12 protein-coding genes, 1 tRNA gene and 1 riboswitch are annotated in these 12,375 nt (G+C 74.7%); of the genes, 10 read left to right on the top strand and 3 right to left on the bottom strand.

Translation table 11 applies throughout. From position 1 onward, the window contains the following. Window positions 1-12: 12 nt before the first annotated feature. Complete coding sequence (locus AC07FY_RS04750) at window positions 13-804, bottom strand: tyrosine-protein phosphatase (RefSeq protein WP_479000390.1); 792 nt, start codon at window positions 802-804, stop codon at window positions 13-15. 316 nt (window positions 805-1,120) lie between these two features. After that, window positions 1,121-1,297: riboswitch (cyclic di-AMP (ydaO/yuaA leader) on the top strand. A 2-nt stretch (window positions 1,298-1,299) separates the two neighbouring features. Here AC07FY_RS04750 and AC07FY_RS04755 point away from each other — a divergent pair. From AC07FY_RS04755 to AC07FY_RS04790, 8 genes are all read left to right on the top strand, one after another. Further along, complete coding sequence (locus AC07FY_RS04755) at window positions 1,300-2,262, top strand: LysM peptidoglycan-binding domain-containing M23 family metallopeptidase (RefSeq protein WP_479000393.1); 963 nt, start codon at window positions 1,300-1,302, stop codon at window positions 2,260-2,262. A gap of 162 nt (window positions 2,263-2,424) precedes the next feature. Next, on the top strand, window positions 2,425-3,210 hold the full coding sequence (locus AC07FY_RS04760) for an SGNH/GDSL hydrolase family protein (protein ID WP_479000396.1): 786 nt from the start codon (window positions 2,425-2,427) through the stop codon (window positions 3,208-3,210). Window positions 3,211-3,411: 201 nt separating this feature from the next. Beyond that, complete coding sequence (locus tag AC07FY_RS04765; protein ID WP_479000399.1) at window positions 3,412-4,620, top strand: MBL fold metallo-hydrolase; 1,209 nt, start codon at window positions 3,412-3,414, stop codon at window positions 4,618-4,620. A gap of 243 nt (window positions 4,621-4,863) precedes the next feature. Beyond that, window positions 4,864-6,729, top strand: coding sequence for a sensor histidine kinase (locus tag AC07FY_RS04770; RefSeq protein ID WP_479000402.1), 1,866 nt, complete (start codon window positions 4,864-4,866; stop codon window positions 6,727-6,729). Between the two features lie 35 nt (window positions 6,730-6,764). Beyond that, entirely contained in the window at window positions 6,765-7,199 is a 435-nt protein-coding gene (locus AC07FY_RS04775; RefSeq protein ID WP_479001548.1) for a roadblock/LC7 domain-containing protein, read from the top strand. Window positions 7,200-7,270: 71 nt separating this feature from the next. Further along, window positions 7,271-7,609, top strand: coding sequence for a DUF742 domain-containing protein (locus tag AC07FY_RS04780; RefSeq protein WP_479001551.1), 339 nt, complete (start codon window positions 7,271-7,273; stop codon window positions 7,607-7,609). After that, window positions 7,587-8,225 carry a GTP-binding protein gene (locus tag AC07FY_RS04785; protein WP_479000405.1) on the top strand — a complete coding sequence of 213 codons (639 nt, stop codon included), beginning with the start codon at window positions 7,587-7,589 and terminating at the stop codon, window positions 8,223-8,225. Before AC07FY_RS04780 ends, AC07FY_RS04785 begins: the two co-directional genes overlap by 23 nt. Beyond that, the gene (locus AC07FY_RS04790; protein ID WP_479000408.1) at window positions 8,222-8,773 is read left to right on the top strand and encodes a GAF domain-containing protein; all 552 of its coding nucleotides are present in this window, start codon (window positions 8,222-8,224) and stop codon (window positions 8,771-8,773) included. Before AC07FY_RS04785 ends, AC07FY_RS04790 begins: the two co-directional genes overlap by 4 nt. Before the next feature lie 63 nt (window positions 8,774-8,836). Here AC07FY_RS04790 and AC07FY_RS04795 read toward each other — a convergent pair whose 3' ends face one another. Then, complete coding sequence (locus AC07FY_RS04795; protein ID WP_479000411.1) at window positions 8,837-9,742, bottom strand: transketolase family protein; 906 nt, start codon at window positions 9,740-9,742, stop codon at window positions 8,837-8,839. A gap of 45 nt (window positions 9,743-9,787) precedes the next feature. Next, complete coding sequence (locus AC07FY_RS04800; RefSeq protein ID WP_479000414.1) at window positions 9,788-10,489, bottom strand: transketolase; 702 nt, start codon at window positions 10,487-10,489, stop codon at window positions 9,788-9,790. A 148-nt stretch (window positions 10,490-10,637) separates the two neighbouring features. On the opposite strand from AC07FY_RS04800, the gene AC07FY_RS04805 reads away from it, so the two are divergent. Together AC07FY_RS04805 and AC07FY_RS04810 are read left to right on the top strand one after the other, a co-directional pair. Further along, window positions 10,638-10,714: transfer RNA gene (locus AC07FY_RS04805), tRNA-Pro, on the top strand. Between the two features lie 361 nt (window positions 10,715-11,075). Then, entirely contained in the window at window positions 11,076-12,332 is a 1,257-nt protein-coding gene (locus AC07FY_RS04810; protein WP_479000416.1) for a P-loop NTPase, read from the top strand. Window positions 12,333-12,375 lie beyond the last annotated feature (43 nt).

The following is a 12,375-nucleotide window of genomic DNA, read 5'->3' on the forward strand; positions in this document are numbered from 1 at the left end:
ACGCCCACGGGCTCAGACCAGCAGCCGTTCCCGCAGTCGGCCGAGGGTCTCGGGTGTGAGCCCGAGGCCCTGTGCGAGGTAGGCCGCGTTTCCGCCCCACCGCTCCTCGATGGTGTCGAAGGCCGTGGTGAGGTATTCGGCGCGGGCGTCGAAGAGCGGGGCGAGGAGTTCCATCACCTCGGGGGCGCGGGTCTCCTGCGCCCCGTCGCCGCGGCGCACCCGGTAGCGGCGGTGCGGGGCGTTCGACTCGAGGTAGTCCGCGATGATCGCCTCGCGCTCGACGCCCAGCGCCAGCAGCACGACGGCGACCGACAGGCCCGCCCGGTCCTTCCCGGCCGCGCAGTGCAGCAGGGCGGGGACGCTGTCCTCCGCGAGGGCGTGCACCACGCGGCTGTGCTCGGCCGTGCGCTGCAGGATGATCGTGCGGTACGACTGCGCCATCCGGGCCGCGCCCTTGCCGTCGCCGAGGGCCGAGCGCAACTCCTCGAGGGCTCCCTCGCGGACCATCGTCCAGAACTCCCGGCCGTCCGCCGGGTCCGTGAGCGGGATGTTGACGTTCCGTACGCCGGGCAGCGCGATGTCCGGCCCCTCCAGGGCGTGGTCGGCGTCGTTGCGGAAGTCGAAGATGGTGTGGAGTCCGAGCGATGCGAGGAACTCCGCATCGGTTTCGGTGGCATGTGCAAGATGTCCGCTTCGGAACAATTGCCCTGGCCTGACCTGGCGTCCGTTCGAAGTCGGCAATCCGCCCACGTCGCGGAAATTGCGCACTCCCGACAGCTCCGGCTCCTGTATCTGCTGGGTCAAAGGAACTCCTCCGCTTCATCGTGGGACAGCTTGTCCGTATTGAGCTGATTGGCTCCAACTTGCCGCACGCGACGGCGAGATCGGGCCTCGCCCCGTGAGCCAGATCATACGGTGACCGTGCGTGCCTGATCGCGAAAGTCGAATGGCCCGGCCGGAAGGGTTGTTGACGGTGCGGAACAAACGGAGGGTGACGGGAATTCCGCCGATCCCCCGTCCCGCCGATTCCCTTGGGGAATACATGGCTTGTTCCGTGTGCCCGAACTCGATTACCTTCGCGATCGATCCGGGTGGACCGCCTAATCCTGCCGCCTCCCGGAAACCGCACCCGTCTATTCACGCGCGCGGCAGGAGCGGGGGAACCAGGTAAGCCGCCGTCCCGGATCTTCCCTCCGGAACGGCTAGGGGTGAAGTCGTGCGCGATCCGTTCGCGTACGGCCGGACATCTCCAGTCCGAACCCGACAGCTCACCTCGCCGGCGACGGAGAGGAATTCGCCATGCCCGCACAGGGTAAGCACCGCCGTCCCAAGTCCCTTTCCCTTCCCCGCGGCCTCGCCGCCGCCGGCACCGGTGGCGCAGCGCTCGCGCTGCCCCTGATGGGCGCCGCCACGGCCCACGCGGCCCCTGCCGCGGCCGCCCCCGCCGCAGCCGCGCCCGCCTCGGCCCCCGCCGTCGCCCCGCAGCTCCCCGTCGCGCTCCAGGCCGCCCCCGCCGCAGCGGAGGCCGCGCCGACCGTCTACACCGTCGTGCCCGGCGACTACCTCTCCAAGATCGCCGCCGAGCGCCGGCTCTCCGGCGGCTGGGAGAAGCTCTACGCCGACAACCGCGAGGCCGTCGGCGCCGACCCGTCCCTGATCCACCCGGGCCTGAAGCTGACCCTCGGTGCGAAGGCCGCCGAAGCGGCTCCGGCTCCGGCGCCCGCCCAGCGGTCCTCGACCGGCGCCCGGTCCGCCGCCGAGGGCTCCTCCGCCAAGGCCGCGCCCGTCCCGGCCCCGCGCCCGCAGCAGAAGGCGCAGAGCAGTGGTTCCTCCACCGCGGCCAAGGCCCCGACCGCCGCCGGGTTCGTGTCCCCGGTGAGCGGCGGGATCTCCACCCCCTACCGCGCCTCGGGTGCGATGTGGTCCTCGGGCTACCACACGGGCGTCGACTTCATCGCGAGTTCCGGCACCACCGTCAAGGCCGTCGGCGCGGGCACCGTGGTGTCGGCCGGCTGGGCCGGGTCGTACGGCAACGAGGTCATCATCCGGCACGCCGACGGCAAGTACTCCCAGTACGGCCACCTCTCCGCGCTGTCCGTCTCGGTGGGCCAGAGCGTCACGGCCGGCCAGCGCGTCGGGCTCGCCGGCTCCACCGGCAACTCCACCGGTCCGCACCTGCATTTCGAGATCCGCACCGGGCAGTCCTACGGCTCCGACATCGATCCGGTGGGCTACCTCCGCTCGAAGGGCGTCACCCTCTGACGGCAGCCGCCGCCGGGCACGAACACGCACCGGGCCGGGGCCCGAGGGGGGTCCCGGCCCGGTGCGCGCCTATTCCCCGGACGGGGCGTGGCGCAGATCACGGTCCGTCAACCCCTGCTTACGTTGGCGTAGGTCGTGTGCGCGGGTGAAGGATGTCGTCCCGTGGCAGCGACGACGACGACACTCAAGACCATCGGCTCGTACGCGGCGATCGGGGACAGCTTCACCGAGGGCGTGGGGGACCCGGGACCCGGGGGTTCCCCTCTCGGCTGGGCGGACCGGCTCGCCGTGCTCCTGGCCGACCGGCGGGACGAACACGACTTCCGGTACGCGAACCTGGCGGTGCGCGGCCGGCTCCTGGACCAGATCGTGGCCGAGCAGGTGCCGCGGGCCAAGCGGCTCGCACCGGACCTGGTCACCTTCTGCGCCGGCGGCAACGACATCATCCGGCCCGGCAGCGACCCCGACGACGTGGCGGAGCGGTTCGAGGCCGCCGTCGCCGACCTCACCGGGGCCGTCGGCCTGGTCATGATCACCACCGGCTTCGACACCCGGGGCGTTCCGGTCCTCAGGCACATCAGGGGCAAGGTGGCGACGTACAGCGCACACGTGCGCGCCATCGCCGACCGGTACGACTGCCCGGTGCTCGACCTCTGGTCGCTGAGGTCCGTCCAGGACCGGCGCGCCTGGGACGCCGACCGGCTGCACCTGTCGCCCGAGGGGCACACGCGGGTGGCGCTGCGGGCCGCGCAGGTGCTCGGTCTCGAGGTGCCCGCCGACCCGGACCAGCCGTGGCCGCCGCAGCGTCCCCGCGGCTCGGTGGACGTCACCCGGGACAACATCCAGTGGGCGCGCGAGCACCTGGTGCCCTGGATCGGGCGCCGGCTGCGCGGCGAGTCCTCCGGCGACCACGTCGCGGCGAAGCGGCCGGATCTGCTGCCCCTGTAGGTCCCGGGCGCGGGACGCAGGGGGAGGCCGCGGACGGGGGCGCGCGAGCCGCAGGGGGAAGGTCGCGGACCGGGGCGCGCGGGCCGCAGGGGAAGGTCCTGGACCGGGCAGGCGGCCGTAAGCGGAATCCTTCGGGGTATGTGTGCGTTGGGATGGTCGTAGACCGACGACCGCCCTGACCCCCTTTCCCCAGGAGGCGCCTTGACCGGCTCCCGACCCCCGCGTCCCCTGCGTCCGCGGCTGCGTGCCCTGCGACCCGAAGCCTTCGGCGCGGACCCCTCCGGCGCCCGGCTGGAGCGGATCCACCGTTCGCCGAACTTCGCCGACGGCGTCTTCCAGAACCCGGTCGGGGCCCGGACCAGGCCCTCGGGGTCGATGGCGGAGTTCGCCAAGATCTACTTCCACCGGGAGCAGCGGCTCCGCCGCAGCCCCGGCGCCCCGATCCCCGTCTACCCGACGACCCTCGCGGAGCTGGCGAAGCCGCCCGCGAGCGGACTGCGGCTCACCTGGATGGGACACTCCAGCGTGCTCGCCGAGATCGACGGGCGGCGCGTGCTGTTCGACCCGGTGTGGGGCGAGCGGTGCTCGCCCTTCCCCTTCGCCGGGCCCAGGCGGCTGCACCCGGTGCCCGTACCGCTGGCCTCGCTGGGTGCGGTCGACGTCGTGGTGATCTCGCACGACCACTACGACCACCTCGACCTGCCGACGATCAAGCAGCTGGCCGGTACCGACACCGTCTTCGCCGTCCCGCTGGGCGTCGGCGCGCACCTCGAACGCTGGGGCGTGCCGGCCGACCGGCTGCGCGAACTGGACTGGAACGAGAGCACCGACGTCGCCGGGCTCTCGCTCACGGCGACCCCCGCCCGGCACTTCTGCGGACGCGGACTGCGCAACCAGCAGCACACCCTGTGGGCCTCCTGGGTGGTCGCCGGTGACGAGCACCGGATCTACCACAGCGGGGACACCGGTTACTTCCCCGGCTTCGCGGAGATCGGCGCCGCGCACGGGCCCTTCGACGCGACGATGATCCAGATCGGCGCCTACTCCGCCTACTGGCCCGACATCCACATGACGCCCGAGGAGGGCATGCGCGCCCACCTCGACCTCCAGGGCGGCACCCCGCACGGCACGATGCTGCCGATCCACTGGGGCACCTTCAACCTGGCCCCCCACCCGTGGGACGAGCCGGGTGAGGGGAGCCTCGCCGCGGCGCGGGGGGCCGGAACCGCGCTCGCCCTGCCGATCCCGGGGCAGCCCTTCGAGCCCGGCGCGGCGGACGCCCCCGCGGAGCCGTGGTGGCGGCCCTTCGTGGCCGGCGGCCATGCCGCGTCCGAGGCATCCGTCGCCGCGCTCACCGCGGGCCGGGCCACGGGCGTCATCCGCGAGGAGTCCGAGACCGTGGGTTCCTGACGGCCGGACGCCGCCCGGCCCCGCCGCGGGGCCGGGCGGCGTCCGGCCGTCCCCGCCGCGCCGAAAGGCGCCCCCGGGGATTCGGGCGGATGTGCGAGCGCTCCACCGGGAGCGGGAAGCACCCCGGGGAACTTCCCCAACTGGCGGTCCCGGGCGGGACGGTGCGGTCTAGCGTGGGTATCCGGTGATCAACACCGGACCCCGGGAACGCTGGGGACCGGGCCCCACGTACCGAGGACGCCGATGTCCGGACCCCGCGCCGCCCGCCACGCCCCGTCGAGACACGCCGTCACCGGTCCGGGCCGGCAGATACGCCCCCAGCTGGTCCGCGCCGCCGTCCTGCCCACGCTCGCCGCCGCGCTCAGCGGCGCCGCCGCGGTCCTGTTCACCCTCCAGCTCGGCGGGGGAGCAGGAGACCGGGATGCCCGGCTCTGGCCGGTGCTCACGGGCTGCGCGCTGCTCGGCGTCGGAGCCCTCGCCGCGGCCCTGCTCGGCGCCCAGCGCGCCGACAAGGCCGTACGGGACCGGTGCGAGGCGCTGCGGCGCTCCAGCGTGCGCGGCCGCCAGGAGCTGCGCGCAGCCGCCGACCGGCTGGAGCGCGGCGAGGCCCCGGGCCGCCCGGTGCGCGGCGGCCCCACCGGCGCCCCGGCCGGAGCCGATCCCGCGGGAGTGGACGAGTTCTGGCTGCTCGCCCAGGAGCTGCGCGGTGCCCGCGAACAGGCCCACGCGACCCTCGTCCGGCTGGCCGGACCGGCCGCGCCGTCCGACAGCGAGCGGAAGGTCGAGGTCTTCGTCAACCTCGCACGCCGCCTGCAGTCCCTCGTCCACCGCGAGATCTCGCTGCTGGACGACCTGGAGGACACGGTCGAGGACCCGGACCTGCTCAGGGAGCTGTTCCACGTCGACCACCTCGCCACCCGGATCCGCCGCCACGCGGAGAACCTCGCGGTGCTCGGCGGGGCCGCCTCCCGGCGCCAGTGGACCCGGCCCATCGACCTCAGCGAGGTACTGCGCTCCTCGGTCGCGGAGGTCGAGCAGTACACCCGGGTCAAGGTGGTCCCCCCGGCGGGCGGCAGCGTGCGCGGGCACGCCGTCGCCGACGTGGTGCACCTGCTGGCCGAACTGGTCGAGAACGCCACGGTGTTCTCGGCACCCGACACCGACGTGGTGCTCCGCGCCGAACGGGTCACCGCCGGGATCGCCGTCGAGGTCGAGGACCGCGGGCTCGGCATGCCGCCCGAGGAGCAGCACCGGATGAACACGCTGCTGCGCGACCCCGACCAGATCAGCGTCCGCAGCCTCCTCGCCGACGGGCGGATCGGGCTGTTCGTCGTCTCCTCGCTGGCCCGCAGGCACGGGATCGCCGTGGAGCTCAAGTCCAACATCTACGGCGGGGTGCTCGCCGTCCTGGTCCTGCCGCAGGAACTGCTCGGCGCGCAGGCCCCGGGCGCCGCCGATGCCGGCGGCTCCCGCGCCACCTCCTGGGGGACGGGTGAGTCCTCGCCGCTGCCGCCCCCGCCCCCGCTGGAACCCGTACGGATGCCCCGCCCGCGCCCGGAGCGCGCCGGAGGCGTACCGGCCGGCGTACCGGCGGGACCCGGGGACGGCGCTCCGCCCGGACCGGGGACCGGGACCGTCGCGGCGTCCTGGCCGCGGCCCGCGAACGGAGCCGTGCCCGCACCCCGGACCGGGGGTGAGGACCGGCCCGTGCCGGCCGCGCCCGAGACGTGGGACGAGCCGGTGGACCCGGCGGTCCCCGCCGGGACCGGGGAGGGGCCGGGGGGCGGATCCCAGCCCGTCCCCGCGCCGCCCGAGACCTGGGAGGAGTCCGAGTCAGAGTCCGCGTGCGAGTCCGCATCCCAGCACGCGTCCGGTGTGGTGGCCGTGCCCGCGGCCAGGACCGGCCTACCGCCCGGGCCCGGGCCCGCGGCGGCGCAGCACCGGCCCGCCCTGCCCCGGCGGCGCGCCCAGCAGCACCTCGCGCCGCAGCTGCGCGAGGCGCCCGCGCCGCGGCGGCCCCCGGACCCCGAGCCGCCCGTGCACGACCCCGGCCTGATGGCCGCCTTCCAGCGCGGATTCGGCCTCGCGCAGTCGGAGAACCAGGCATGACCCCCACCCCCCACCCCGGCAAGGAGCGCACCCCCATGGGCGGCGAAGTGGCGACGCAGACCGGCACCCGGCTCTCGGATCTCGACTGGCTGCTCAGCGGCCTGGTGCAACGCGTGCCCTACACGCGCAGCGCGGTGCTGCTCACCGCCGACGGGCTCGTGACCTGCGTCCACGGCCTCGACCCGGACAGCGCCGACCACATGGCGGCGCTCGCGTCCGGGCTGTACTCGCTGGGGCGCAGCGCCGGCTCCCGGTTCGCCGACGGAGCCGGGGTCCGCCAGGTCGTCGTGGAGCTCGACACCGCGCTCGTCTTCGTCTCGGCCGCGGGTTCCGGCACCTGTCTGGCGGTCCTCGCCGACCGCGAGGCCGACGCCGGGGTGCTCGGCTACGAAATGGCCATGCTGGTCAAGAGCGTGCGGCCGTACCTGGCGGCTCCGCCCCGGCGGCCCGTCGCCGACGGAGAGCGGTGAGGGCCCGCGCCCCGGGCGCCCACCCCAAGGGCCGGGACACCCCCTGGCTCGACGACTCGGCGGGCCGGGTGATGCGCCCGTACACCGCCAGCGGCGGCCGGACCCGGCCGGGTGTCGCGCTCGACCTGCTCTCGCTGGTGAGCGCGACCGGAGTGCGGCCGCGCGTACCGCTGGGGGCGGAGCACCTCCTCGCCCTCCGGCTGTGCGCGGGCGCCGCCGCGGTCACGGTCGCCGAGGTCGCGGGCCAGCTGCGGCTGCCCGCGGTGGTGGTGAAGGTGCTCCTGTCCGACCTGGTGGAACACGGCGCCGTGACGGCCCGGGCGCCGCGGTTCCCGGGCGGCGGGTCGTTCGCCGCCGATGACCGTTCCCTGCTGCGGGCGGTGCTCGATGGCCTCCACAGACGCCTGTGACACCTCCGCCCGGCCCGCTCCCGCGACGCTGAAGATCCTGGTCGCGGGCGGGTTCGGGGCGGGCAAGACCACGTTCGTGGGCGCGGTGAGCGAGATCGAGCCGCTGAGCACGGAGGAGCTGATCAGCGGCATCGGCGAGAGCACGGACCCGCTGGGCGGGGTCGAGGCCAAGGCCACGACGACCGTCGCGCTCGACTTCGGCCGCATCACGCTCGACCAGGGGCACGTCCTCTACCTCTTCGGCACGCCCGGGCAGCACCGCTTCTGGTTCCTGTGGGAGGAGCTGTGCGCCGGCGCGCTCGGGGCGGTGGTGCTCGCCGACACCCGCCGCCTCGCCGACTGCTTTCCCGCCGTGGACTTCTTCGAGCGGCGCGGGATCGGATTCGTCGTCGCCGTCAACGAGTTCGACGGCAGTCACACCTACACGCCCGAAGAAGTCCGCGAAGCGGTGGGACTCGGGCCCCAGGTGCCCGTCGTACGGTGCGACGCGCGCCTGACCAGTTCCGGGACGGGGACCTTGGCCGCCCTCGTCCGCCACCTCCTGTGCACGGCGGCTCCCGAGGCCGCCGCGGCCGCGGCCAGCTCTTCGTCTCCGGAGTCGGGGGAACCGTCATGACGTACTACGAATCGACCGGACACCTGCTGCTCACGCCCGTGGACCGGGAGGCGCCCGCACGGGCCGTCCGGCTGCGGGAGCTGGGCCTGGGCGAGCGGGTGGACAGCGAACTGGACGCCTTCGCCCGGCGCGTCGCCGAGGTGCTGGCCGCGCCCTACACGGGTGTCAACTTCATCGGCGAGGAACGGCAGTTCTTCGCCGGGCTGCACCACGCCCCCGACGCGCCGCCGAGCGACTACCCGGCGCGGGTGCTGGCCCGCGACCACGGCTACTGCCCGCACGTGGTGGTACGGCGCCGAGCGCTGGTGCTGGAGGACGTACGGGACTTCGCGCGCTTCGCGGGCAACGCGGTGGTGGACGGGAGCGGGGTGCGCTCGTACGCGGGCGCGCCGCTGACGGACCGGCGCGGGTTCGTCCTGGGCACGGTGTGCGCGGTGGACGTGGTGCCGCGCCGCTGGGGCACGGAGGGCCTCGCCGCGGTGAAGTCGCTGGCGGCGGAGCTGGTGGAGCTCCTGCGCGCCCGGGAGGACCGGCGCCGGACGGCGTAGCCCTGAGGCCGGTTGCCGCGGGCGGCGGACCGATCGCCCGCGGGCCCGGGGGCCGATCGCCGGTCAGGCCGGGCGCAGGAAGCCGGTGAGGCGGTCGCGGAGCGAGCGCGGGTCCAGGCCGTGCGCCGCGGTGTGTTCGTCGATCGTGCCGTAGCGGCGCAGCTCGGCGCGGCCCACGCCGAGGCCCAGCACTCGGTGCGGCGCGTCTTCCAGGGCGTCGTTCGCGGCCGCCGTGGAGGTTCCGGCGAGGTAGGGCTCGACGAGGACGACGTCCGCGGTGCCCGCGCTCCGGACGGCGCGGCGCAGCGCCGCGCCGTCGAACGGGCGCACGGTCGGGGCGTACAGCACGGTCAGGTCCAGGTCCTCGGTCGCCGCGAGCACGTTGTCGAGCAGCGGCCCGACGGCGAGGACCACGCCCGCGCGTCCCTCCCGTACGGTCTGGAAGCGCAGGCCCGCCACCGGCCGCGGCGCGGCGTTGGACTGCTGCGAGAGCCGGACGTAGACCTTGTCGTCGCCGGCGGCGTAGGCGTGCCGCAGCAGTTCCTCCGCCTCGTCGGGGTGCCCCGGCACGTGCACGGTCCAGCCGTCGAGGGTGTCCAGGAGGGCCACGTCGCCCGGCGCCATGTGCGTGTACCCGCCGGCCGGCCAGTCGTAGCTGGCACTCGCGCTGACCAGCACACCGCCGGTGCCCTGGTGCCCGAAGTCCAGCTTGACCTGCTCGAACGGCCGCTCCACGAGAAAGCTGGCGAAGGTGTGCACCACCGGCCGCAGGCCCGTGAGGGCGAGGCCGCCGCCCACGCCGACCAGCAGCTGCTCCCGGATCCCGACGTTGACCACCCGGTCCGGGTGGCGCCGCTGGGCGGGGAGGAACCCGTCCATGGTGATCTCGGCGAGCACCAGGGCCAGCCGCGGATCCTCGTCGAGCAGGTGTGAGGTGACGGAGATGAATCGTTCCCGCATGGTGTCCATGTACGTCTCGGCTCCCCTACTGCCTCGTCTGCGTCTTCTTCTCGTCTACTGCTTCTTCTCGACCCGGGCGACCACCACGTGGGGGCGTCCGGGGTGCGGCGCGGTGAAGGCGGCCAGCAGCGCCTCGTGGTCCCGGCCGTCCACGGTGGCCGCGGACCAGCCGGCGGCCTCGAAGCGGGCAGCGATCCCGCCGGGCCAGCCGTGCGTGGCCGAGTCGTTGTCGATCACGACGGTGTGCAGCCGCTCCAGCCCGGCGGAGCCCGCGTACGCGAGCGCCTCGTGGTTGCTGCCCTCGTCCAGCTCGGCGTCCCCGATCAGCACCCACACCGCCGGATCCGTCAGCCCCTGCGCACGCAGCCCGAGCGCGGTGCCCACGGCGAGCGGCAGCCCGTGTCCGAGCGAGCCGCTGCCGATCTCGACGCCGGGGATCAGGGTCCGGTCCGGGTGGTGCCCGAGGGGCGAGTCGTACGACCCGAATCCGGGCAGCCAGCCGACGGGGAAGAACCCCTTCGCGGCGAGGACGGCGTAGTACGCCATCGGCCCGTGCCCCTTGGACAGCAGGAACCGGTCCCGCCCGGGGTCCTCGGCGGTTCCGGGGGCGACCCGCAGCACCCGGTCGTAGAGCACCCACAGCACGTCGAGCGTGGAGGTGGCGGCGGGCCCGTGCTTCTCGGCGCCGGTCATGAGGCCGATCAGCCGGCCCAGGTCCTCGTAGCGGAAGTCGATGTCCGCGGTTGCCTGCGTCATGAGGGGATCGTGCAACCTCAAGCCCGGTCGAGGTCAAGGAGCAGCCGTGGCCGACCGGAACGGGGAAAAGGTGCGCGCGACCACCCCGCGAAGTGCGGTATTGTTCTCCTGCGCGTTCATCCAGGGGAAACCCCAGGTCAGCGCGCATCGGGACGTGGCGCAGCTTGGTAGCGCACTTGACTGGGGGTCAAGGGGTCGCAGGTTCAAATCCTGTCGTCCCGACCATGCGGAAACGCAGGTCGGAGGTCGTTCTCTCATTCGTGGGAGGGCGGCCTTTCGTGCGTTCCGGGGCCGGGTGAGGGCCGGGGACCGGGCGAGGGTCGGGGTGGGGAGCGCGGGCGCGGGGCACCGGCCGACGGTGCCCGCCCCCCGCCGCCGGCCCCGACGGTCGGCGGGCCGTGTGGAGAGAGCGTGAACGTGTGGTGATCGGCTGTTGATCGGCCGTAGAGCCGTGCCGTGGACCATCGGCGCCAAGGGGAACACGGCTCGACGGTCACCACCGGTCGCCGCCGTACTCGGCGTCCCGTACGGCCGCCCGGACCCCCCGGTCCCCGGTACTTGGCCAACCCACGGAAGGTGGACGGGCATGCACGGTCTTCAGGTGCTGCAGTCGACGACGGGCTTCGGAGAGCTGCTCAGGATCCGGCGCGAACGGATCGGGCTGACCCAGCAGGTGCTCGCCGATCACGCGACCCTCAGCGTCCGCGCGATCCGGGACATGGAGAGCGGGCGGGTGCAGCGGCCCCGGCAGGAGACCGTCCGGTTGCTGGCCGACGCGCTGCGGCTGGAGGGGCGCGGCCGCGCCGACTTCGAAGCGGCGGCGCGCCGGCAGACGCTGGTCGAGGAGCCGGGCGAGGAGCCGACCGCGCCCCCGGTCGCCCGGGGCGCCATCGTCGGCCGGGAGCTGGAGGCGGAGGTGCTGACCGACGCCCTCGCCGTGCACGGCGACCGGCTGGTCACGGTGGCCGGCCTGGGCGGGGCCGGCAAGACCCGGCTGGTCCTGGAAGTAGCGCGCCGGCTCCACCTCGCCTCCCGGTGGTCGGTGCGCTGGATCGACTGCGGCCGGCCGCCGGCCGCCGGGCCCGAGCGCCGTGCGGACCTCGCCCGGGCGATCGGGGAGCGGCCCACGCTGCTGGTCCTGGACGGCGCCGACGCCGGCGTGGACACGGCCCTGCTGGACGAACTGTTCCAGCGCTGCCCCGGCCTGCGGGTGCTGATCACCGCGCGGGTCCCGCAGCCCCTGCCGGGCGGTCAGGTGATCCCGCTCGCCCCGCTGCCCATCCCCGGGCCGGAACTCGACCACGATCCGGTGGCACTGGCCGAGGTGGGCGCCGTCCGGCTGCTGCTCTCGCACCTGCGCCGGCTGCGCCCCGGCTACCGCCTCGGGCCCGAGGAGGCGCCCGCCGTCGCCGCGCTCTGCCGCCAGCTGGACGGCCTGCCCGGGGCGCTGGAACTCGTGGCCGGCTGGTCGACGGTGCTGTCCCCCCGCCAGCTGGTGGCGCGGCTGGCGGACGGGCCGTTCCATCTGGCGCCGCCGCCGGCCGGGTTCGGCGGCGGGGCGGACGTGGGTGCTGCGCTGGGGGCCGCGCTGGAGCGGCTGACGCTGGGCCAGCGGGACCTGCTGGAGCGGCTCGCGGCGAGACCGGGGGACTGGTCGGGCGAAGACGCCGTCGAGCTGAGCGGGCGCCCGCCGCAGGAGTGCCTGGCCTCGGTGCACGAACTGCTGGCGAGCGGGCTGATCCGCAGCGTCCCCTCCCGCGACGGTGTCCGGTTCACCGTGCTGAACCTCTGCCGGCGCCTGTGCGGGGCCGGCGCGTACCCGGAGCTCGCGGCCGCGAGCTGAACCCGTCCGAAGGTGCCGCCCCGCCCGAAGGCGCCGCCCGGGG

This window comes from Streptomyces sp. NPDC045967, assembly GCF_056430495.1.